Annotated in this window: 23 protein-coding genes; all 23 read left to right on the top strand. The window is 52.2% G+C overall.

All coding sequences use genetic code 11. From position 1 onward, the window contains the following. Positions 1–7 precede the first annotated feature (7 nt). The 23 genes from gatB (at position 8) to WC515_06885 (ending at position 21795) form a co-directional block, all read left to right on the top strand. The gene (gene gatB, locus WC515_06995; protein MFA5147101.1) at positions 8–1435 is read left to right on the top strand and encodes an Asp-tRNA(Asn)/Glu-tRNA(Gln) amidotransferase subunit GatB; all 1428 of its coding nucleotides are present in this window, start codon (positions 8–10) and stop codon (positions 1433–1435) included. Further along, on the top strand, positions 1432–2706 hold the full coding sequence (locus WC515_06990; GenBank protein ID MFA5147100.1) for a S41 family peptidase: 1275 nt from the start codon (positions 1432–1434) through the stop codon (positions 2704–2706). The genes gatB and WC515_06990 overlap by 4 nt, the downstream gene beginning before the upstream one ends. After that, complete coding sequence (locus WC515_06985) at positions 2703–3545, top strand: divergent polysaccharide deacetylase family protein (GenBank protein MFA5147099.1); 843 nt, start codon at positions 2703–2705, stop codon at positions 3543–3545. Before WC515_06990 ends, WC515_06985 begins: the two co-directional genes overlap by 4 nt. An 18-nt stretch (positions 3546–3563) precedes the next feature. Beyond that, a complete protein-coding gene (tsaD, locus tag WC515_06980) occupies positions 3564–4580 on the top strand; it encodes a tRNA (adenosine(37)-N6)-threonylcarbamoyltransferase complex transferase subunit TsaD (protein MFA5147098.1) in 1017 nt (338 codons plus the stop codon). Then, the gene (locus WC515_06975) at positions 4580–5251 is read left to right on the top strand and encodes an MgtC/SapB family protein (protein ID MFA5147097.1); all 672 of its coding nucleotides are present in this window, start codon (positions 4580–4582) and stop codon (positions 5249–5251) included. Before tsaD ends, WC515_06975 begins: the two co-directional genes overlap by 1 nt. A 97-nt stretch (positions 5252–5348) precedes the next feature. Continuing rightward, positions 5349–5888 carry a polymer-forming cytoskeletal protein gene (locus WC515_06970; GenBank protein ID MFA5147096.1) on the top strand — a complete coding sequence of 180 codons (540 nt, stop codon included), beginning with the start codon at positions 5349–5351 and terminating at the stop codon, positions 5886–5888. Positions 5889–5950: 62 nt separating this feature from the next. Next, the gene (locus WC515_06965) at positions 5951–6349 is read left to right on the top strand and encodes a helix-turn-helix domain-containing protein (protein MFA5147095.1); all 399 of its coding nucleotides are present in this window, start codon (positions 5951–5953) and stop codon (positions 6347–6349) included. A gap of 2 nt (positions 6350–6351) precedes the next feature. Next, positions 6352–7095 carry a nickel pincer cofactor biosynthesis protein LarB gene (gene larB / locus WC515_06960; protein MFA5147094.1) on the top strand — a complete coding sequence of 248 codons (744 nt, stop codon included), beginning with the start codon at positions 6352–6354 and terminating at the stop codon, positions 7093–7095. 2 nt (positions 7096–7097) lie between these two features. Continuing rightward, on the top strand, positions 7098–8267 hold the full coding sequence (larC, locus tag WC515_06955; GenBank protein MFA5147093.1) for a nickel pincer cofactor biosynthesis protein LarC: 1170 nt from the start codon (positions 7098–7100) through the stop codon (positions 8265–8267). 52 nt (positions 8268–8319) lie between these two features. Then, positions 8320–9231 carry a PDZ domain-containing protein gene (locus tag WC515_06950; GenBank protein ID MFA5147092.1) on the top strand — a complete coding sequence of 304 codons (912 nt, stop codon included), beginning with the start codon at positions 8320–8322 and terminating at the stop codon, positions 9229–9231. After that, the gene (locus tag WC515_06945) at positions 9228–9830 is read left to right on the top strand and encodes a hypothetical protein (protein MFA5147091.1); all 603 of its coding nucleotides are present in this window, start codon (positions 9228–9230) and stop codon (positions 9828–9830) included. Before WC515_06950 ends, WC515_06945 begins: the two co-directional genes overlap by 4 nt. A gap of 213 nt (positions 9831–10043) precedes the next feature. Further along, positions 10044–10241 carry a helix-turn-helix domain-containing protein gene (locus WC515_06940; GenBank protein ID MFA5147090.1) on the top strand — a complete coding sequence of 66 codons (198 nt, stop codon included), beginning with the start codon at positions 10044–10046 and terminating at the stop codon, positions 10239–10241. A 64-nt stretch (positions 10242–10305) separates the two neighbouring features. Next, the gene (locus WC515_06935; GenBank protein MFA5147089.1) at positions 10306–11550 is read left to right on the top strand and encodes a beta-ketoacyl-[acyl-carrier-protein] synthase family protein; all 1245 of its coding nucleotides are present in this window, start codon (positions 10306–10308) and stop codon (positions 11548–11550) included. Next, entirely contained in the window at positions 11547–12671 is a 1125-nt protein-coding gene (locus WC515_06930; protein ID MFA5147088.1) for a shikimate dehydrogenase, read from the top strand. The genes WC515_06935 and WC515_06930 overlap by 4 nt, the downstream gene beginning before the upstream one ends. Next, on the top strand, positions 12649–13392 hold the full coding sequence (gene fabG / locus WC515_06925) for a 3-oxoacyl-[acyl-carrier-protein] reductase (GenBank protein MFA5147087.1): 744 nt from the start codon (positions 12649–12651) through the stop codon (positions 13390–13392). Before WC515_06930 ends, fabG begins: the two co-directional genes overlap by 23 nt. Before the next feature lie 13 nt (positions 13393–13405). Then, a complete protein-coding gene (locus tag WC515_06920) occupies positions 13406–13663 on the top strand; it encodes an acyl carrier protein (GenBank protein MFA5147086.1) in 258 nt (85 codons plus the stop codon). Between the two features lie 2 nt (positions 13664–13665). Next, positions 13666–14880 carry a beta-ketoacyl-[acyl-carrier-protein] synthase family protein gene (locus WC515_06915; GenBank protein MFA5147085.1) on the top strand — a complete coding sequence of 405 codons (1215 nt, stop codon included), beginning with the start codon at positions 13666–13668 and terminating at the stop codon, positions 14878–14880. Positions 14881–14885: 5 nt separating this feature from the next. Continuing rightward, positions 14886–16355 carry an NAD(P)/FAD-dependent oxidoreductase gene (locus WC515_06910; protein MFA5147084.1) on the top strand — a complete coding sequence of 490 codons (1470 nt, stop codon included), beginning with the start codon at positions 14886–14888 and terminating at the stop codon, positions 16353–16355. A gap of 4 nt (positions 16356–16359) precedes the next feature. Next, entirely contained in the window at positions 16360–18507 is a 2148-nt protein-coding gene (locus WC515_06905) for an ATP-binding protein (protein MFA5147083.1), read from the top strand. Between the two features lies 1 nt (position 18508). After that, entirely contained in the window at positions 18509–18877 is a 369-nt protein-coding gene (locus tag WC515_06900; GenBank protein MFA5147082.1) for a response regulator, read from the top strand. A gap of 13 nt (positions 18878–18890) precedes the next feature. After that, positions 18891–19247 (top strand): response regulator, encoded by a 357-nt coding sequence (locus tag WC515_06895; GenBank protein ID MFA5147081.1) that lies wholly within the window; start codon positions 18891–18893, stop codon positions 19245–19247. Further along, positions 19244–20641 (top strand): HD domain-containing phosphohydrolase, encoded by a 1398-nt coding sequence (locus tag WC515_06890; GenBank protein ID MFA5147080.1) that lies wholly within the window; start codon positions 19244–19246, stop codon positions 20639–20641. The genes WC515_06895 and WC515_06890 overlap by 4 nt, the downstream gene beginning before the upstream one ends. Positions 20642–20712: 71 nt before the next feature. Next, positions 20713–21795 carry an SGNH/GDSL hydrolase family protein gene (locus tag WC515_06885; GenBank protein MFA5147079.1) on the top strand — a complete coding sequence of 361 codons (1083 nt, stop codon included), beginning with the start codon at positions 20713–20715 and terminating at the stop codon, positions 21793–21795. The last annotated feature ends 17 nt before the right edge of the window (positions 21796–21812 follow it).

The following is a 21812-nucleotide window of genomic DNA, read 5'->3' as shown; positions in this document are numbered from 1 at the left end:
GGCATAGATGGAATACGAACCTGTCATAGGACTTGAGGTGCACCTCCAGCTTTCGACGAAGACGAAGGCGTTCTGCGGATGCTCCACGCGTTTCGGCCAGAGGCCGAACTCCCAGACGTGCCCGGTCTGCCTCGGCTTCCCGGGGTCCCTCCCCAAGCTTAACGCCCGGGCCTTCAGTTACGCCGTAAAGGTCGCGCTGGCGCTCAAATGCGAGGTGCAGAAGACGATAAAATTTGACAGGAAGAATTATTACTATCCCGACCTGCCGAAGAATTTTCAGATCTCGCAGTTCGACAAGCCGATAGCATATAACGGGGAAGTCATGATCCTCTCCGGCGGCAAGACCAAGAAGATCCGCATCCGCAGGGTCCACCTGGAAGAGGATGCGGGGAAGCTCATACACGACACGCCCGGCAGTTACAGCCTCGTCGATTATAACAGGGCCGGCATACCCCTTCTCGAGATCGTCACCGAGCCGGACATAAATTCCCCGGATGAAGCGTACGGCTATCTCACGAACCTGAAGGCCATCCTTAAGTACCTCGACGTATCCGATTGCGATATGGAGAAGGGGAGCCTGAGGTGCGATGCGAACATATCCGTAAGGCCCAGGGGCACGGACGGGCTCGGTTCGAAGGTCGAGCTGAAGAACATGAACTCGTTCAAAGGCGTAAAGGGCGGCCTCGAATACGAAGTCAGGCGGCAGGTCGAGGCGGTCGCCGCAGGCGAGCGTATCCCGCAGGAGACGCGCCTCTGGGACGCCGAAAAGTCGGTCACGGTATCGATGCGCACGAAGGAAGAGGCGCACGACTACCGTTATTTCCCGGAACCGGACCTCGTCCCGTTCGTCGATAGCGGCATAGCGAAGGATATAACCGTGCCGGAGCTCCCGGAGGCAAAGGCGAAGCGCTTCCGTGATACATTCGGACTGTCGGAGTACGATGCCGGGGTGCTCACGGCGGAAAAGGAGATGGCCGATTATTTCGAGCGCTGCGTAGCCATCCACGGCAATGCGAAGACGGTCACGAACTGGCTCACGGGCGAGATGATGGCGCAGTTGAACGAGAGGAATATGACCATAGGGGCGCTCGGCGTCCCGGCCGAAGGACTGGCCGGCCTGCTCAAGATGATCGATGACGGGTCGATAAGCGGAAAGATAGCCAAGACGGTCCTTGCGGAGATGATAGAGACAAAGTCATCCGCCGCCGACATCGTGAAGGCGAAAGGGCTGGCGCAGATAAGCGACGCGGGTAAGATCGAGGAGATAGCGAGGTCCGTGATCGCGCGGGAAGAGAAGACGGCAAACGATTATAAGAACGGGAAGACCGCGGCGCTCGCTTTCCTGGTGGGCCAGGTCATGAAGGAGACGAAGGGTAAGGCGAACCCCGCGCTTGTGAACGGCCTTCTTAAGAAACTCCTCGGGGGAGAGAAATGACGAAACGGCTAAGGATACTCCTGGCGGTGCTCGCCGCGGCCCTCATCTCGTCTATCGCCATAGGCGCCTACGACCAGCCGCGGAAAGAGACCGCGAAGTCGAAAGACGACCTCTACGCCCAGGTGGAGCTCTTCGCCGACGCGATAAGCGTCATCCGCAGCGGTTACGTAGATGAAGTGGAGTCGAAGAAGCTCATCCACGGCGCGCTCCGGGGTATGCTGGGATCGCTGGATGACTTCAGCGAGTTTATGGAGCCGGACGAATTCAACGAGATGCAGATGGAGGCCAAGGGTGAATTCGGCGGCATAGGGATAGAGGTGGGCATGCGCGACGGCGTCCTGACCGTTATCGCTCCCATCGCCGGCACTCCGGCCGAAGAGGCCGGCATCAAGCCCGGCGACAGGATAGTGCGGATAAACGGTAAATCCACAAAAGATATGACGCTGGACGAGTCGGTAAAGACGATGCGCGGGGAGCCGGGCACGCCGATAGCGCTTACGATATGGCGGGAGAAGGACGAAAAGGCCGTCGACCTTGCGATAAAACGCGATATCATAAAGATACACAGCATAAAGAACGCGGTCATCCTGGAAGACGGTATCGGCTATGTGAAGATCGCGGAGTTCCAGGAGAATACGCCGCGTGACCTGGAGACGGCGCTCAAAAAGCTCGAGGCCGGCGGGATGAACGCGCTCATACTTGACCTGCGGAACAACCCCGGCGGGCTCCTGGAGACGGCCGTCGAGGTATCGGAAAAGTTCCTGCCGAAGGATACCCCGATAGTTTCCATAAAAGGGCGTGCGGCAGAACAGAATACCGTCTTTAGGTCTTCGGGGAAGTTACTGCACCCGGATTATCCTGTGGTAATACTGGTGAACGAAGGGTCGGCAAGCGCCTCCGAAGTCGTCGGCGGCGCCCTGCAGGACAATAAGCGCGCGATCATAATGGGGATGAAGACATTCGGCAAAGGTTCAGTCCAAACGGTAATACCTCTGCGGGACGGCTCGGCCCTCAGGCTCACAACGGCGTCTTATTTTACGCCGGGCGGCAGGATGATACGCAACCAGGGTGTGATCCCGGATGTGACGGTAGAGTGGGAAGACGCCCGGGATGAAGCGGAGCATACGGAAGCAGGGGCCATCTTCGAAAAGGCAGAGAAGGGCCCGAAGACGGGCAAGACAGTCCCCGGGGAGGACAAGGTGGTATACGATTCCCAGCTCAAGAGGGCCGTGGACCTGGTGAAGGCGTTGAAGATATATAGGAAACAATGAAGACGAAGATCATCATGGCGGCTGTCGTGGTCCTGGCGCTTTGCGCGGCCTGGATATTGTGGCACCGCGCCTCCGGCACCGTTAAGATCAGGTATGCGCCCGGGAAGCGCGAGGCCCCGCGCGCTGTCGCGAAGAAGGGAGAGCCGCTCCCGCAAATAACGAAGCGGTTCAATAACCCGAAGATAGCCATAGTCATGGACGATTTCGGTTATAACATGAATAACATCGAAGCGTTCTTCGCCATAAAGAAACCCGTAACGCTCTCGATCCTGCCCAACCTGCCGCATTCACGCCAGATCGAAGAGATGGCACGGGCGAGGGGCTATGAGACGATACTGCATCTTCCGCTTGAACCTCACGGTAAGGGAGTGGGTCTGGAGAAGGGTACGATAAACTCCGCTATGAGCGACCGGGAGGTCCTCGCTCAGCTGGGGGAAGACCTGGACGGGCTCCCGGGCATAAAAGGGGTATCGAACCACATGGGGTCCAAGGCGACGGAAGAGAGGCCGCTTATGGCGCTCATCATAGGCGAACTCAAGTCCCGCAACATGTACTTCTTTGACAGCGTGACTTCGGATAAGTCGGTATGCCGGTCTGTCGCGAAAGAGGCCGGGGTTAGGTGTGCCAGGCGCAATGTCTTCCTGGATATGGGTAAGGCCGATGACCCGAATTACATAAAGAAACAGGTACTGGAATTGAGGCGGTTCGCGTTCAAGAACGGCCGCGCCATAGCGGTCTGCCACGACCGGAAGAATACGGTAAAGGTCCTGGCCGAGATGATGCCGCTCCTTGCCCGCGACGGCGTGCGTTTCGTATATCTGTCGGAGCTGGTCAATTAACGCGTTAAGAAGGGTGCTATGCTCACATTGGGGATAGAGACGTCGTGCGACGAGACGGGCGTTTCGGTCACGGAAGGCCGGAAGGTCCTCTCCAACATCGTCTCCTCGAGCGTCCACCTGCATAAACGTTACGGCGGGGTCGTCCCTGAGATAGCGTCGAGGTACCACGTCGAATATATACTTGAGGTCCTGTCGGAAGCGCTTAAGGTATCGGGCCGCCCGCTCAAAGATATTAAACTCGTGACCGTTACGAACGGGCCGGGGCTTGTCGGAAGCCTGCTTACGGGGATATCGCTTGCGAAGTCGCTCAGCTATGCCCTTGGGATGCCGCTCGTCGGCGTGAACCACGTCCTCGCGCACCTGTACAGCGCCTTCCTCAACGAGGGCCGGAGGCCGGAATTCCCGTTCGTAGGCCTGGTGGTCTCGGGCGGCCACACCGCCCTGTTCTACTGTGAGGATATAGGCAGGCAGAAGCTTATCGGGCAGACGCAGGACGACGCGGTCGGCGAGGCGTACGACAAGGTCGCCAAGATGCTGGGCCTCGGATATCCGGGCGGCCCGGCGGTCGAGAAGAGGGCGCGCCTGGCCGGGGACAGGAAGAGGGTCGTCTTCCCGCGTTCGTACCTTGGGAAAGATTCTTTAGATTTTAGTTTCAGCGGCGTGAAAACTGCGGTATTATATTACATACAGAAGCTCAGGGCCCAAAGCCCAAAGCTCAAAGCCACGATCGTCGATGACGTCTGCTACGCTTTCCAGGAGGCGGTGCTCGATGTGCTGGTCGAGAAGGCGAACAGGGCATGTGAAGCGAAGAGGACCGATACAATGATAGTGGGCGGAGGCGTGGCGATAAATTCGCGTCTCAGGGAGAAGTTCAGGGACTCTTCCGGCAGGAGAGGCACGAACGTCTATTTCCCGGAAGCGGAGTACTGCATGGATAATGCCGCGATGGTCGGCGTGCTGGGCGAGGCGCTCTATCGAAAAGGTGAGAGGTCGGACCTCTATCTGTCCGCTCAACCAAATCTGGAGGTGAATTGATGTTAAGCGAATGGATCATAATCTTCCGGCTTGTGATGGCGGCGGTCCTGAGCGGCGTCATCGGTTTTGAAAGGGAATTCCACGGCAGGGCCGCCGGGTTCAGGACCCATATACTTCTCTGCGTCGGCTCTACGCTCATAATGCTCACCTCCATGCATATCTTCGATGTATATGCGGCGAGGGTCGCCTGTGACCCGGCAAGGATAGCGGCCGGTGTCATAACCGGTATAGGGTTCCTCGGCGCGGGCACCATCATGCACTCCAAGGCATCGGTAAGAGGCCTCACTACGGCGGCGAGCTTATGGGTCGTTGCAGGCATAGGGCTCGCCGTAGGTTCCGGGTTCTATCTCGCGTCTGTAGTAACGACCGTCATAGTCATGGTGACCCTGATGCTATTCTCCCAGCTGGAACACGCTATGATACGGAAGGACTGGTATAAGACGATACACATAGAGATGAGAGGCGGGGTGGACCAGCTGAAAGGCATACGCGAGATCCTTTCGGAATACCGCATAGAGGTCACCGATTTTGAGGTGGAGAGGGGTAAGGAGGAGGGCGATATGGCCCTCAAGCTTGGCATAAGGTTGAATTCCGCCCGTTGTGACGACAGTTTTGTGCGGGACATAAGCCGTCTCGAAGGCGTTAAGCATGTTAAGTGGGCGGTCGATTGAGTGTAGCTTTCAGCTATCAGTCGTCAGCTTTCAGCTTTTTTGCTGATAGCTGATAGCTGATAGCTGTAATAATTTTAAAATTACGACGGAGGTGAGTATGATGGGAAGAAAAGGGAAGAAGGATGAAGGGGAAAGGATATTGGATGTAGACGCGTCGATGCAGGGGACCCTGACCTTCAGGGAGGCCGTCAACCTGAGGATAAACGGCCGGTTCGAGGGGAGCCTGAATATGAAGGGTAACCTCATGATCGGCGAGCACGCCACCGTCAACGCCGATATATCCGGCGAGACGGTCGTGATAGCCGGCAAGGTGAACGGCAATATCAACGCGGTCAAGGAGCTGAAGCTCATAGCGCCGGGATGTGTGGTAGGGGACATAAGGACGCCGCTCCTCAGCGTGGCGGAAGGGGCAGTCTTCGAAGGGAACTGCTCGATGCTGTCGAGATCGAAGCACGATACGGCCTCGCGCCAGAACGTCCTTACGCCGGAAGAGCTGGCCAAGTATCTAGAGGTCGATGCCGCGCTCATCCTCGAATGGGCAAATTCGGGGAAACTCCCCGGGATGAAGGACGGCAACTCCTGGAGATTCGACCGTCTCAAGGTCGACGAGTGGGTAGCGACAGAGAAGATTAAATAGTTTTCAGCTTTTTTTGCTGATAGCTGATAGCTGAAAGCTGATAGCAGCAATATGGTGAGTTTATGCCTGAGAAGTTATATAACATACGCGAAGTGGCGGAGTACCTGGGCGTTTCCGAAGAAGAGGTGAAGCGCCTTGTGGACGAGGGGGAGGTCCCTGCCTACAAGATAGGTGGCACGTTCCTGAGGTTCAGGAAGGAGCAGCTTGACGCGGTCAAGGCAGAGATAGCTTCTTTCGAAGAGGAGAAGCCCGCGGAGGTGAAGCCGGCCTCCGGCCCAGGGGGAAAGGAAGCTCACCCGTATACCGACATGGAGCGGGTCATAAAAGAGAAGGAGCCGGTCACCCGGCAGTACGACTACACCATTGGCGAACGGGTGATGGACTTCTTCTATTTCAACGATTTTTATATCGTCTCGCTCGCGCTCGTCGCGTCCCTTCTCTACCTCATACTCAGGACATAGAGATGAGATCCGATAGGGTGGAGAGATTGTTGGGCGACATGAAACGCGGGCGGGTCTCCGTACAGAAGGCGTTGAAGACGTTGTGCGCTCTTCCTTACGAAGATATAGGATTTGCCAAGATCGACAGCCACAGGGCGATGAGGCGCGGTTTCCCGGAGGTCATATTCGGTAAAGGGAAGACCGCCGCGCAGATAGTCGGCATCGCGAAGAGGATACTGGCGCACGACGGCATACTTTTAGTCACCAGGACGACCGGAGAGGTCTACGCTAAATTAAAGAAGGCCTGTCCCGGGGCGAGATTCGATAAAGACGCCGGGGTGATATATTTCAGCAAGGTCCGGCCCGCGCCCAAAAAAGGGACGGTTCTCATTATAACGGCCGGCACCGCGGACCTTCCCGTGGCAGGTGAGGCGAAGGTCACGCTCGAGCTCATGGGGAATAAGGTCGAGATACTGAGCGACGTCGGGGTGGCCGGCCTGCACCGGATCCTGGATAAACGGGGGGCGCTGGAGGCGGCGAACGTCATCATAGTCGTTGCCGGGATGGAGGGGGCGCTCGCGAGCGTCGTGAGCGGGCTCGTCTCTAAGCCGGTCATAGCCGTTCCGACGAGCGTCGGCTACGGCGCGAGTTTCGGCGGGATAGCGCCGCTCCTTACGATGATGAACTCATGCTCTCCGGGTGTCAGCGTCGTCAATATCGATAACGGCTTCGGCGCGGGCTACTTCGCGTCGTTGATAAACAGATAATTATGCGCATCGCCTATTTTGACTGTTTCTCCGGTATCAGCGGGGATATGACTCTCGGCGCTCTTCTGGACGCCGGGCTCGACATGAAGGTCTTATCGCGCGGGCTTAAGAAATTGAAGCTCGGCGGTTATACGATAAAGGCGTCTAAGGCCAGGCGCGGCGAGTTTGTAGGGACGAAGTTCGACTGCGTCATTACGGGCCGGGACGGCCACGACCACCGTTCTTTAAAAGATATCCTGCGTCTGATCGAGAGAAGCCCGTTGAAGCCGGACGTGAAAGAGGCGGCAAGGGCGGTATTCCTTGCAATAGGCAGGGCGGAAGCGAAGATACACGGTGTCCGGAGCATCGATGAGGTGCGGCTCCATGAGCTCGGCTGGACCGATTCCCTGGTGGACATCGTAGGTACGGCCCTCGCGCTCGACGCTCTCGGTATAGATGAGGTCCGCGCGTCGCCCGTGACGCTGGGACGCGGTTTCGTGAAGGGCGCCCACGGCGCCATCCCGCTTCCCGGGCCTGCCAGCGTCGAGCTCCTTAAGGGCGCGCCCGTTAAGATGTCACAGGTAGAAGCGGAACTCGTCACACCGACCGGCGCGGGGATATTGAAGGCGCTTGCGGGCGGTTTCGGCTCCGTGCCGGATATGAAGATATCCGCCGTAGGGTACGGCGCGGGGACCAGGGTCCTGAAAGAGATACCGAATATGCTCCGCGTCATAATAGGCGAGACCGGCAGTTCCTTTAAAGATGACGCCGTCTTTGTGATAGAGACGAATATAGATGATATGAGCCCGCAGTTCTTCGAATACATCTTTGAGCGGCTCTTCAAGGAGGGGGCCCTTGACGTTTACGCGACGCATATACAGATGAAGAAGTCGCGCCCCGCGTTCAAATTGACGGTGCTTGCGAAGGAGAAAGACCTGGAGGGTTTGAGCGCCGTCATATTCAGGGAGACGACCGCCATAGGCGTGCGGTACCATGAAGCGAAAAGGTTTAAGCTCGAACGGGAAGATATACAGGCAGGGACAAAATACGGGAAAGTGGGCGTAAAGGTAAGCACGGGCCCCGGCGGCATAAGGACCGTATCTCCGGAATATGCGGATTGCATCCGTATCGCCCGGGCTAAAAAAGTTCCATTAAAGGTGGTATATGCCGAAGCGCTTAGAAAAACTTTTTAAAAAGAGGGGTCAGGCACCTTTTATTGTTTTTTTTATCTGTGGACTGTTGACCGTGGACCGTGGACCATCATTCGCCGACACCATCCACACGCGCGACGGCAAAGAGATAAAGGGCATCGTCGTCGAAGATTACAGGGACCGGCTGACACTATCCACCGTGGACGGCGAGATAAGCGTGATGAAGACCGATATAGCGGACCTGCTCTTCGATACGGAAGAAGAGAACCTCATAAAACTCGGCGAACAGGCGCAGGGGCGCGGGGATTACTCAAGGGCGTACGCTTACTACGAACTGGCGCTAAAGATAAACCCGAATTCGAAGCCGGCCAGGGACGGCATGGTATTCACTCACGGTTACGTCCTCAGGAAGGAAGAGTCGCGGAAAGAGGCGGACATAGCCAGGCGCGATGCGATCGAGCGTTACGGCGCATTCATACAGTCGGCCGTGAGCGAATCCGACGAGCTTATAAAGAATTCCGAAAAGCTGCGGCGCGAGGCCGGCATCATACTTAAAGAGGGCGGCACCTTCCCGGAGATCGACTATGTCGCCCCGGATTCCCCGGCACATGAAGCCGGCATGCGCAGGAGGGACCTCCTCGTCGCCGTATGGGGCCGCCTGACGGGGTACCTCCCCCTGAACGCGGTGCTCAGGACGCTTACGGACAGGTCGTCGCTGGAGGTCAAGTGCACGATCGAGAGGGCGGTCGATATACGGATGCCCGAAAGAGGGGCTTCGTTGAGCATGGAGTTCGACGGCCTTATGGTATCGAACGTGAAGGAAGAGAGCCCGTCCTTCAAATACGGCCTGAGGAAGGGCGATTTTGTCGTGGCCATAGACGGTGAATCCACCCGGTACATGCCGCTTAAAAAAGCGATCGAGCTTATGAGACGTTCCAAAAAAGGTATCGTCAGGGTCACTATCAGGAGAGAGGTCATATTATGGAGAAGAGAGGGAGGACAATGATGGAGAGGAAAGCGCCTGACTACGTAAGGAAACAGTACTTCGTCGCCAAAAAGTTCCAGCTGAAGTATGTCGGCCTCATATTGCTTCTTATGTTCATGACCGCAGCCCTTTGCTCTTACGTCGTCTACTATACGAGCATGCTGCTGCTCGGTGAAAAGCTTGCGAACGTCTACCCGCAGGGGCGCCTCGTCTCGATCGTGCGCATAGTCAACTTCAGGATACTGCTGAGCGTCCTCCTGGTGACGCCGCTTGTGGCAATGATAGGCATATTCCTGTCGCACAGGATAGCGGGCCCGATATATCGCATGGAGAAGTTCCTGAACGATTTTGCCGGCGGCAATCTATCTTCCCGCCTCATACTGAGGAACGGAGATGAGCTGATAACGCTCGCAAACGGTATAAATAAGGTCATAGACAGCATGAAATCGGCCGTGGGGGAGGAGAGGACGATACTGGCGCGGGCATCAGTCGAATTGAGCGGCCTGAAGAGGGCCCTGGAGTCAAAACCATCCGATCCTTCTATGGCAAAGGATATGGCAGAACGGCTTGCCAGGGAGATAACCGCCCTTGATAAGGCGCTCAATAAATATAAGTTATAATCTATAACAAAAAAATATAGCATTAACTCTTTTATTACCAATAAGTTACAATTATATCCTGCCAAAAATCCAGTTCCTAACTATTGACAACATAGAATCTTAAGGTATACTTTATATCACCGCGAAGGAAACGGCGCGCCCTTATACGCATTAGTGTAAGGGCGTATCAGTCTATACTAATGCAGCGTAAAGTATAGAAAAGGTGGCTCAAGTATGCCAGAAGAGAACATGTTCACTGTTCAGGAGTTGGCTACTTACCTTAGGATGAAGCCCGTCACCATATATAAACACGCGAAGGCGGGCAAGCTTCCGGCTTTCAAGGTTGGCGCCAATTGGCGGTTCAAGAAGTCGACGATCGACCGATGGATCGCTGAGCAGGAAGCGAACGAAAATAACGGTTTCGCGAGATAATACCCAGCTTCATTTATATGGAGGTGGGTTTTTTATTTCGGGATGATCCAGCATAAGAGAATATATGCGTAAGCGGGTTGTTATAACAGGTATAGGTGTCCTTGCCCCTAATGGTATCGCGAAGGGCGAATTCTGGAATGCGCTTAAAGATGGGAAGAGTGGGATAAAGAGAGTGACACTTTTCGATACCGAGGGCCTGCGTAGCCGCACGGCCGGCGAGATAAGTGACTTCTGGCCTGAGACGATATTGGGGGTCAAAGGGTTGAGGAACCTGGACAGGGCTACAAAGCTGGTGCTATGCGCGTCTAAATTGGCTATGGATGATGCCGGCCTCGATACACCGCTCCCCGAAGAGGTCTCCTTAAGGACGGGCGTCTCCATCGGCTCGACGCTCGGGAGCGTCTGGTCCATAAGCGAATTTGATAAAGAGGGCCTGAGGGAAGGGCCGGGCTCGGTCAACCCGGCGCTATTTCCGAATACCGTCATCAACGCGCCGGCGAGCCAGGTCTCGATACGGTTCAACATTAAAGGGTTCAACTCTACGATATCGACAGGATTCGCCTCTTCGCTCGATGCCATCGATTACGCCGCGAACTTCATCCGGCTGTATGACTATGACGTCGTTCTGGCAGGGGGCGTCGAAGAGCTCTGCCTGCAGACGTTCCTGGGCTTTTATAAGATCGGCCACCTCGCCGGTTCAAGGGAAGGGAAGACGGAGATAAACTGCCCGTTCGACAAGAGGAGGAACGGTATCGTCCTCGGCGAAGGGGCGTGCGTCCTGATCCTCGAGGAACTCGGCCATGCCACTAAGCGATCGGCAAATATCTATGCCGAGATACTGGGTTACGGCACCAGTTTCGACCCGGATAGCAGGAATATATATAGCCCCGGGGCGAAGGGCGCCTCGGCTGCGATAGGGCTCGCGCTCGAAGACGCCAAAGTACCGGCTGAGGATATAGATTATATAGCGGCATCTGCCAATTCGACGCTCGATTGCGACGCTATGGAGACGACGGCGATAAACAGGGTATTCGGCGCACGCGCCAAAGATATCCCGGTTAGCGCCATCAAATCCATGACGGGTGACACCTTCAGCGTATCAGGCGCCATGAGCGTCGCCGCATCGGTGGGCGCGATCACCAAGGGTTTCGTCCCCCCGACGGTCAATTATGAAGTTAAGGACAGGCGCTGTGACCTCGATTATGTTCCGAATGTTTCACGGGAATCAGAGGCGGAAAAAGTGCTTGTAAACGCCTTCACTCCCACCGGGGTAAATTCGAGCATGGTGATAGGGGCTATTCAATCATGATCAACGGACTCGGTTTCATAGGACACCCGATAGATTTTGAACATCTCTATAAGATGCTCGGGCCATTCGGCCTTATTGCCAGGAAGATGCCGAAGTTCCGCGTGAAGGAATTTTTGAAAAATGTTCCGCCATACCGGCTGAGCAGTGTCCGTAATATAAGGTCGGCCAAGGGTTCCCTCATCGACTGCCATACAATAATATGCCCGCTGCTCCCGGAAGATATGGTGGCGCTGGATGAGGGATTTGTCCTTAACAGGATAGAACAAGCCGTGAGGCGGGCCGGGCGGCTAGGCGCGAAGATCGTGACGCTAGGCGGATTCACTTCGGTTATAGGTAATGAAGGCGAGGCGATCTCAAAGAGAGTCGATATTGCAGTTACCAACGGCAATACCTATACGGCGTCACTTGCCATAGACGGAATAACAAAAGCCGCTTACTGTATGGAGAAGGATCTCGGCGCTTCTACGCTGGCCGTCGTCGGTGCGACAGGCGATATCGGCTCTATCTGTACGAAAGTTCTGTCCGGCAAGGTCAGACGGCTCAACCTCGTGGCGCGAAATGAAGCGCGCCTCGAAAAATTTGCGGAAGAGGTGGGGGATAACTGCACTGCGGAAGTTAAAATTTACAAATATGCCAAAGACGCCATACAGGATGCGGATATAATACTCACCGTTACAACCGCCATCTCCTCGATTATCGGCCCTATGGATATAAAGCCGGGCGCGATCGTCTGTGATGTGGCTATCCCGGCCAATATCGCCAAGGATGTCGCGAGTACACGGGATGATGTCTTTGTCTTTGAAGGCGGATTGGCCAAACTGCCGTACCAGCACGAGATAACCGACAGGACGTTTAACGAGCTAATGCCTGCGGGCAGCATATACGGTTGTCTTGCAGAAGGGGTGGTCCTGGCGTTTGAGGGAAAATTCGAAAATTATTCCATAGGCAGAGGTGCTATTACGGAAGAAAAGATAAGCGAGATAGCAAAGATCGCGAAGAAGCACGGCCTCCAACTGGCCGATTTTTTCTGCGGGTATAGGTTCTATTCAGAGGAAGATATAGAGGCGATAAAATCTAATGCCAAAAGGAGAATTTTAAGTGGGAAATTTGTTAAAGGATAAAGTTGCATTGGTTACGGGAGGCACGCGCGGCATTGGCCGTGCCATCGTATTTGATCTTGTTCAGAACGGAGCCAAGGTATTATTTACTTATTTGCAGAGCGATGAATCCGCAGGGATAATCCTCGATGAGATAAAAGAACTTAAGGGTGAAGCGGAGGCGATAAAGGCGGACGTGCGGCTATATGATGATGCCAAAAGGGTCGTAGAGGAGACGCTCTCAAAATTCGGCCGGCTCGACATCCTTGTTAATAATGCCGGTATCGTAAAGGATAAGGCGCTCATGCTCATGGACCCTGCCGATTGGGCAGAGGTCATAAATACGAACCTCACCGGATACTTCAATATGTCAAAGGCGTCCATCGTTACGATGATGAAGGCGAAGCAAGGCGTTATTGTAAATATCTCATCCGTGGCCGGAGTTGTAGGGACCGCTCGGCAGGTGAACTATTCAAGTGCCAAGGCGGGCATTATAGGGCTTACGAAGTCGCTCGCTAAAGAGGTGGGGCCGTATGGCATCAGGGTGAACGCGGTCGCCCCCGGTTACATCGAGACGGATATGACGAAAGATTTGAAGCAGAAAGATGACTTTATAAAAAAGATACCGTTTGGCCGGTTCGGAAAACCAGAAGAAGTAGCGAACGTGGTCTCATTCCTGGCGAGTGACGACGCCAAATATATAACAGGCCAGGTGGTTAAGGTAGATGGGGGCCTGGCGATATGAGAGGGGTGATCTTATGAGTGCTATGATAACCGATAATATAGATAAAGTAATACGTGCTATTGTGGCAGAGATACTCGAGATAGAGGAAGATAAGATTACTCCAGATGCCAACTTTGTCGGAGAACTCGGCATGGACTCTATGATGGCGCTCGAAATACTCGCTTCTCTCGAAAAAAAATATAAGATAAAAATTCCAGAAGAATATCTTACAAAAGTCACAAGCTTACAGGATACGATCAATATAGTAAAAAAGATAGTCGAAAAAGATTAATAATGACAGATAGAAAAGTTGTGGTTACAGGAATAGGTATCATCTCATCCATAGGGATAGGGAAGGATGAGTTTTGGTCCAATTTGATAGGCGGAAGGTCCGGGATAAAAGAAGTGGACACTTTCGGCACCTCCGATTTTCCTATTCACAGGGGAGGGGAGGTTGGAAATTTTGAGCCGGAGAGATTTATCCCGAAATCTAAGTTAAATGGGATGGCGAAGGCATCGCAATTTGCAGTAGCGGCTACGAAACTGGCGTTTGAGGATGCCAAACTGGATCATAATAGAGTCGAAAAAGGGCGAACGGGTGTTATTGTGGGGACAACGATGGCGGATATACAATCACTCGAGCAAATAGATAAATACTGGACAAGAGACGGGGAAAAAGAAGTCTGGCCTATCAATATCATAAAATATCCCAGTAATTCTTTGGCCGATCATATCGGTTATTTTTTCAAATTTGCCGGGCCCAATTACGTTATACCCACTGCCTGTTCGGCAGGCAACTATTCCATAGGTTATTCGTTCGATTTGATGCGTGAAGGAAAAGCGGACATGATGATAGCGGGCGGGGCAGACCCGTTTTCACGTATAACCTTTACCGGTTTTAACCGTCTCTACGCCATGGCCCCTGAAAGATGCCAACCATTCGATAAGAACCGTAAGGGCATGATGATAGGTGAGGGCGCCGGAGTCCTCTTATTGGAACTATTGGAACATGCCCTTGAAAGGAAAGCCCGTATTTATGCGGAGGTCCTTGGATACGGCTTGAGCTGTGATGCCCACCACATGACGGCGCCATCCGTAGATGGAGTGGTCCATGTCATGGAGAGGGCTATAAAAAATTCAGGTATCGATAAGAGTAAAGTGGATTATATATCAGCCCATGGTACGGGGACGCCGGCAAACGACAAGACAGAGTGTGAGGCGATAAAAAGGGTATTTGGCATCCGGTATAAACAGATCCCTACAAGCTCCATAAAGTCGATGCTCGGACACACCATGGGTGCGGCAAGCGCGATAGAGGCAATTGCGTGCTGTTTAGCAATAAAGGAGAGCGTCATCCCGCCAACCATAAACTATGAAACGCCGGATCCCGAGTGTGATATTGACTGTGTCCCGAATAAGGCGCGCAAACAAGCGGTAAGAATAGCGCTAAACAATTCTTTAGCGTTTGGTGGGAATAATGCATGTTTGGCACTACAAAAGTATAATTAGGTACAATGAATAGCAAAAACAAATTTGATGTAGTCATAATTGGCTCTGGTATAGGAGGGCTAGTATGCGGATGTTACCTTGCTAAGCACGGGTTGAATGTGCTGATAGTAGAACGTCAAACATCTCCAGGGGGGTATTGTTCTTCGTTTAAAAGAGACGGTTTTACCTTCGACGTGGGAGTTCATTATTTGGGTAGTTGCGGTGATGGAAGGATGCTTCGCAAGGTTTTTGATGAATTAGAACTTTCAAACAGTTTAAAGTTTAATAGAATAAATCCTTCTGATGTAATTATTTTTCCAGACTTTGAGGTACCAATAAGAAACGATTGCTTTGAAACAGCCGATAAGCTATGTCAGGTTTTTCCACAAGAAAAAAGCAACATTGTATCTTTCTTCGAAACGATTAACGAAAAAAACTTCCTTAAAATATATAGCGAATTTCGAAACCAAACATTTAAAGAAATGCTCGATAGATATTTTAAAAAAGATGAATTAAAATCGTTTTTCCAAGTTTTATTAGGTAATGTTGGGCTCCCATCATCAAAAGTTGCGGCCATAACGGCGATAGTCATGTATAGACAGTTTGTGTTTGATGGAGGTTATTATCCCACAGGCTCAATGCAAGCCATTCCTAATGCGCTTGTGTCAAGATTTAAAAGTTACGGCGGGACTATCTTATTTTCAGCTACTGCAACTTCATTGAAGGTTAAAAATAAAAAGGTTACAGGAGTTGTTATTAATAAGGAAGAGATTGTACATTCAAAATATGTAGTATCCAATTCAGATGCAAAGAGTTTGTTTGAAATTATTGAAAATAAAGAGACCGCTCCAAATAGGTTACGAGAGAAGTTAAATACATTGAAGACATCTATCTCAGCTTTCATTGTGTATCTTGGAGTTAAAAGCATTTCATGTTCACACAAAAGCAGCGTTTGGTTTTTTAATACGTATGACGTAGACAAGGTGTACCTTAAGGCATATGAAGGCATTTTTGATCCCGCCGACGATTATTGTATATGCACATTTCCTTCATTTCACGATGATACATTGGCGCCTAGCGGTTATGATTCTATGAGCATAATAATTGCAGCTCCGTCAGAGAATAAAACAAAAGAGTTTATTTGGAGCAAGGAAAAAGAAACGGTTACAGAAATATTAATTGGCCGCGTCAAAAGAAACTTGTTGCCCAATCTCAATGAGATAAAAATCAAAATAGCGGCTACGCCTTCTACCTTAGAACGATATACGCTGAATAACGGCGGCGCTCTTTACGGCTGGGCTTCCACCCTTGACCAAATAGACGCCGGCATAGTTCCACAAAAAACTTTTTTTGAAAATCTGTATATGGCAGGCCACTGGGTTACTCCTGGACTAGGACAGGGGGGTGTAACAGGTGTTGCTTTTTCAGGACGCAGTGCGGCGAAAAGAATATTGTTATTAGAAAAGAAGCAGAATTTAGAGCTCGTGAGAAACTAAAAACATGTCACCATATTCATATCCACCACTTATAGCCGGGTTTTCCATAATGGCACTGGGCGTATTTGTTTTTTTGCACAATAAGAAAGCCGCGCTCAATAGAGTTTTTGCACTTATGTGCTTCAGTATTTTTATTTGGCTCGGAAGTTATACAATAGCTTTCTCGGTAAGGTCTAAAGAGCTTGCGTTATTTTGGGCACGCTTCAGTTATATAGGTGTAATTTTTATACCGATCACAGTTCACCATATTTCGGTACTATTTTTGAATGCCCTCGACACCGTCAATAAAAAATTAATTTTTGTTAGCTACATATTGGGTTTCCTATTTTTAATTATTAGCAGAACGCCGCTTTTTTTTAACGACGTCTATTCTTATTTTTGGGGATATTATCCAAAGGCAGAAATTCTTTATATCCCTTTCCTCGCGTTTTTCGTATTTTTTTATGGAAGAGGATTATTGCTGCTTTTGTTGTATTTATTGCGTCGCTTTCCAGCCAATTACTACGACGCTCGCAAGTATGGCCAAAACAAATATGTATTTTGGGCTCTTGCCATTGCCGTCCTGGCATCAATAGATTATATAGCAAAGTTTGGAATTCAATTTTATCCTTTTGGTTATATTTTTATGACGTGCTATGTTGTAATTTTGGCGTATGCCATTGTGGCCCATCAGTTGATGGATATAGAAGTCATTATAAAGAAGACCCTCGTCTTCGCCGGTCTTCTTGCCTCGGTCTTCGCTATACTGATACTCCCTACCCTTATCATCCAGGAATATCTCCTTAGAGGTGCTGGAACTACTGCCCGGCTTATAGGCCTTACCATAAGCGGTATCATTATAATAGTTACCATGCGTCGTATCGAAACCTTCCTAGTAAACGTCACCGACAAATACCTCTTCCAGAAGAAGTATAACTATAAGGAACTCCTCAGGACATTCACTGGAGAGGTATTGACGGTCCTGGATATGGACAGCCTGGTCAATCTCACCGTGAATAAACTCTCGGATATAGTAAAACTCACTTCATGCGCTGTGCTACTATTGGATGAGGATAAACAGCAATTCAACGTGATGGCATCGCAAGGTATCAAGGACCCGACCGTCACACTGGTACGCCCGGATGGCATAGTTACATTCCTGGAGCAGACGCACGGCTACTTATTGAGGTCAGACCTTGCGGAGAAGAAGGTATTGATACCTGACTCTATCCAGGAGATCATTGCAAAACTCAATGCTGAGCTGATCATACCTATGGTCCTGCATGAAGAAGTGATGGGGGTACTCTCACTCGGCAAGAAGAAATCTGACGAAAGCTACACCCAGGACGACCTTGACATACTACTACCGCTTGCCAAGACGCTCGCCATAGCCATCTCCAACGCGAAACTCTTCGTGGAGCTTGGCAAGACGCAGGCCGAGGCCGCCCAGAAGGAGAAGATGGCGGTCATCGGGACGCTCTCGGCAGGTATCAACCACGAGATCTGTAACCCGCTCGGTATCGCGCGGGGGCAGTGCGAGGCATTCCTCCTTAATATCAAGGACGGCTTATATAAAGAGATAAAGACCGATGACCTGCTCGAAAAGGCGAAGGAGATAATGAGAAAAGTCATAAAGGAGACCGACCGGGCTACCGCCATCACCAAGAAGTTATCGACGTTCGCTAAGCCGGCAAAGGGCGAGTCGGAGCTCGTTACGATCGAGAAGGAGATAGACGACGTCATAGGGCTCGTCGGCTACGAGTTGAAACTGGAGAAGATAGAGATAGTGAAGAACCTCCAGGATAACCTTCCCAATATCATGGTAGACAGGAAGCAGTTCCAGGAGGTCCTCTTCAACCTCATACGGAACGCGGGCCAGGCGATAGGCGAGAAGGGCAAGGTGACCGTAACGGGATATAAGGAGAAGGGCAGGGTATTCATCGACATTCAGGATACCGGCTCCGGTATCCCCGAGGATAAGCTTAAGATGTTATTTAACCCTTTCTTCACCACGAAGGAGCCGGGCAAGGGGACAGGGCTTGGGCTCTTCATCGTCCGGCAGGTGGTCGAGAAGAACGGCGGCAAGATATATCTCAAGAGCAGCAAGGTCGGCGAGGGTACGACGTTCACCATCGAGTTCCCTATGGCCACCGCAGAGAAGGTAAAGGTATAAAATGGCAAAACCAAGGATAGTGGCGATAGACGACGAGGCGGAATTCATCGACATGCTCCAGAAGTACTTCGAGCCGAGGGGATACGAGATCTCGGTGGCGATACGCGGGGCAAAGGGGATAGAGCTCGTGAAAGAGAAGAAGCCGGACGTCGTCGTGATGGACTTAAAGATGCCCGGGATAGACGGCGACGAGGTGCTGCGGCTCCTGAAGTCGCTTGTGCCGTCGCCCAGGGTGATATTCGTGACTGCGTACGACGACGGGGGAAAGACGAAGGCGCGGCTTTTGAAGCTGGGGGCATTCGCATGCATGGATAAGCCCTTACCGTCGCTTAGGGACTTAGAGGAGACGATTAACCGGGCAACGCAATAACTAGAGGTGCGGTATGCGTAAGCTATTGGTGGTCGACGATGAGCATGACATATGCGACTTCGTGAAGAACTTCTTCGGGGAGAGGGGTTTTCAGGTCTTTACGGCGCTGAACGGCGATGAGGCGCTCGCGCTCGTGAAGAAGGAGAAACCGGAGATAGTCCTCCTCGATATAAAGATGAACGGGATGGACGGGATCGCCACATTGAAGCACCTTAAGGCGATCGACCGGAATATAAAGGTGATCATGGTTACGGCGATGGAAGACCAGGACAAGATGAACGAGGCGTGCCGCCTCGGGGCGTGCGAGTACATCACCAAGCCGCTCATCCTGGACCATCTGGAACAGACGGTAGAGAAGATATTAAAATGAGCACAGACAACAAGACACCAAGCTGGGACAAACTGCACCACTGGTTCGTGGAGAAGGTTTCGTCTCACCACGACGCGGTGCCGGAGCACGGAGGGGAGGCCCCGAAAGTGATAAATGGATTTGGCAGGCCGATACCGCCTGAGAAGCTCAACTACCAGTCGTTCCTGGAGAAGGCCTCGAGGACGATGATACGGTTCAAGAAGCCCGAGCACCTCATCAAGATGATAGTCCGCACCATAGACGAGCGGCTGGGCGTGACCCATACTGCCGTACTGCTATATAAAGAGGATAAGCAGTCTTACGTCCTCATCGACTCCAAGGGCGCGGAAGGGCTCAAGATACCGGTCGGTTACATACGGCTCGACCTGACCAACCCCCTGATCCAGATATTCAGCGAAAAGAACAATTACCTCATCTCGGAGACGGGCACGGTCAGCTACGTCGATATAGTGACCGGCCTAAGGAACAGGGAGATACTGGAGAAACAGCCCGACCTCTACGACAGCCTCCTTGCCATAAAGAAGCAGATGGACCTCCTGAAGGCCTCTTTCTGCGTGCCGTGCTACTTTAAGCGGGACCTCCTCGGCATACTTATATTGGGCGAGAAGATGTCGGGAGAGGACTTCACCAGGGAGGAGATGGGGTTCTTCGTCACACTTGCCAATGACGCCGCCATGGCCATAGCGAACGCCCAGCTCATCGAAAACCTCCAGCAGAAGATAGAGGAGATAAAGGACCTCTACATGCGCGAGCACAGGATATTCATACATACCGCCATTGCGCTTGCCGCCGCCATCGATGCCCGTGACCCGTACACGCACGGCCACACCGAGCGGGTGACGAACTACTGCCTCGCCATCGCCAAGGAGCTCGACGGCGTGCCGGAGATGGGGCGCTACAAGAACTTCCGCGAGACGCTCCAGATAGCGGCCCTTCTGCATGATGTAGGTAAGATCGGTATCCCGGACTATATATTGAACAAGAGCTCGAAACTGACGCCGGAAGAGTTCGAAGAGGTGAAGAAACACTCCATTATCGGTGCCACCATCCTCAACCCCATCAAGGAGTTAGGAGATGTGGTCAGGGAGGTCCGTGCCCACCAGGAATGTTACGACGGCTCCGGATACCCCGACGGCCTCAAGGGCAGCGACATCCCGCTCATCGCCCGCATCATCGCCGTGGCCGACGCCTTCGACGCCATGACCTCGAACCGCCCCTATCGCCGCAAAAAGGAGATAGAGGAGGCCCTCCAGGAGCTGAAACGTGTATCCGGCACCCAGTTCGACCCCGTCATCGTAAGCGCCTTCCTCCTCGCCTTCGAGAAGGGCAATATCATAGTGAACGGCAAGAAGGACAGGTACCTCTACAACGGCAATAACGGTAACCACGAGTAGCAACCTCCTGGCAAAAACCCAATTAACTTGGTTGATGATAAAATAAGAAATTCAGGCACGGGATCATAGAAATGAAAAAGATCATATACGGAATAGCGCTGGCGCTATTCCTTTTGATATTGGCCGACAGGATAATGAAATTTTGTGAAGAGTCACAAAGGCCTGCTAATGCGCGAAAGGGCAGGCCGGGCACACTATTGACCGGTAAAGAGATGGCTGAGTATGAAGATGCCCAGAAATTCTGTTTATACCCCTATACGGTCTTCGGCCTCCCGGCGAACTACCATTCCGACACGGTTAATTTGAATTCTATAGGATTGAGGGGGCCTGAGGTAGGAGAGAAGAAGGCAGGGGCGTACAGGATAGCCGTCCTCGGGGGCTCGGCGGTATTCGGCGCGGAGACGACGAATGATAACCTGACATTTTGTAAGCTGCTTGAGAGCGACCTGAAGAGCGCGACAGGCAGGGATGTGGAGGTGATAAACGCAGGCCTGCCGGCGTACGTGTCGATGCAGGAGCTGGTATTGTTCGAAGACAAGATCATAGGATTAAAGCCCGATCTCGTCATCGTCTTCGACGGCTTCAATGACGTCTTTACAAGTTTAAAGAGGGACAAGAGGCCGAATTACCCGCGCTGGTTTGCCGAGATAGAGACGGTGTACTATACATCGATGCCGAAGCTTTTCGTCGAAATGAAATTAAAGAGATACCGGCCGACGAAACGTATCTTCCGTTGGCTTGAAAGGCGCAAGGCAAAGCTATCGGAAGATTTTACGGTGAACCCGGAACAGATATCTTTCTATGGAAGGAACCTCGATCTCATATGCCACCTGGCGAAGTCATACGGCATAGATGCCGTGCTCGTATTTCAACCGCTATTATATTACAAGACGCCTCTTACGGAGAACGAAAGGGCCATTATCGGTCGTCTTGATAAAAAATATGTCCTGAGCGTTGTGGAGATGTGCAATATGGCGCGCGAAGCCATGCGGAAGACCGCGGAAGCGAACAGCGTCCCTTACATAGACGGGACCGGTATATTCGACGGCTTGAACGACGATATATTTCTCGACGAGTGCCATTTTAATCAGGCAGGTCATAAGATGATCGCTGATACGTTATCCGCCGCACTGAAGGAAGGCCTGAAGGAATAGTTAAGGTAAATCATAAG

Source organism: Candidatus Omnitrophota bacterium, assembly GCA_041650805.1.
Lineage (GTDB): Bacteria > Omnitrophota > Gorgyraeia > 2-01-FULL-45-10 > 2-01-FULL-45-10 > JBAZKM01.
Note: the sequence above shows the minus strand (reverse complement) of the source record. Positions and strands in the feature narration are given on the sequence as shown.

Coding starts and splice junctions, on each gene's coding strand:
- larC (MFA5147093.1), top strand. CDS start 7,098: ATGCGCATCGCCTATTTTGACTGTTTCTCCGGTATCAGCGGGGATATG.
- WC515_06920 (MFA5147086.1), top strand. CDS start 13,406: ATGAGTGCTATGATAACCGATAATATAGATAAAGTAATACGTGCTATT.
- WC515_06970 (MFA5147096.1), top strand. CDS start 5,349: ATGATGGGAAGAAAAGGGAAGAAGGATGAAGGGGAAAGGATATTGGAT.
- WC515_06890 (MFA5147080.1), top strand. CDS start 19,244: ATGAGCACAGACAACAAGACACCAAGCTGGGACAAACTGCACCACTGG.
- WC515_06900 (MFA5147082.1), top strand. CDS start 18,509: ATGGCAAAACCAAGGATAGTGGCGATAGACGACGAGGCGGAATTCATC.
- WC515_06930 (MFA5147088.1), top strand. CDS start 11,547: ATGATCAACGGACTCGGTTTCATAGGACACCCGATAGATTTTGAACAT.
- WC515_06905 (MFA5147083.1), top strand. CDS start 16,360: ATGTCACCATATTCATATCCACCACTTATAGCCGGGTTTTCCATAATG.
- WC515_06990 (MFA5147100.1), top strand. CDS start 1,432: ATGACGAAACGGCTAAGGATACTCCTGGCGGTGCTCGCCGCGGCCCTC.
- WC515_06975 (MFA5147097.1), top strand. CDS start 4,580: ATGTTAAGCGAATGGATCATAATCTTCCGGCTTGTGATGGCGGCGGTC.
- tsaD (MFA5147098.1), top strand. CDS start 3,564: ATGCTCACATTGGGGATAGAGACGTCGTGCGACGAGACGGGCGTTTCG.
- gatB (MFA5147101.1), top strand. CDS start 8: ATGGAATACGAACCTGTCATAGGACTTGAGGTGCACCTCCAGCTTTCG.
- WC515_06885 (MFA5147079.1), top strand. CDS start 20,713: ATGAAAAAGATCATATACGGAATAGCGCTGGCGCTATTCCTTTTGATA.
- WC515_06935 (MFA5147089.1), top strand. CDS start 10,306: ATGCGTAAGCGGGTTGTTATAACAGGTATAGGTGTCCTTGCCCCTAAT.
- WC515_06965 (MFA5147095.1), top strand. CDS start 5,951: ATGCCTGAGAAGTTATATAACATACGCGAAGTGGCGGAGTACCTGGGC.
- larB (MFA5147094.1), top strand. CDS start 6,352: ATGAGATCCGATAGGGTGGAGAGATTGTTGGGCGACATGAAACGCGGG.
- WC515_06945 (MFA5147091.1), top strand. CDS start 9,228: ATGATGGAGAGGAAAGCGCCTGACTACGTAAGGAAACAGTACTTCGTC.
- WC515_06910 (MFA5147084.1), top strand. CDS start 14,886: ATGAATAGCAAAAACAAATTTGATGTAGTCATAATTGGCTCTGGTATA.
- WC515_06985 (MFA5147099.1), top strand. CDS start 2,703: ATGAAGACGAAGATCATCATGGCGGCTGTCGTGGTCCTGGCGCTTTGC.
- WC515_06940 (MFA5147090.1), top strand. CDS start 10,044: ATGCCAGAAGAGAACATGTTCACTGTTCAGGAGTTGGCTACTTACCTT.
- WC515_06915 (MFA5147085.1), top strand. CDS start 13,666: ATGACAGATAGAAAAGTTGTGGTTACAGGAATAGGTATCATCTCATCC.
- WC515_06895 (MFA5147081.1), top strand. CDS start 18,891: ATGCGTAAGCTATTGGTGGTCGACGATGAGCATGACATATGCGACTTC.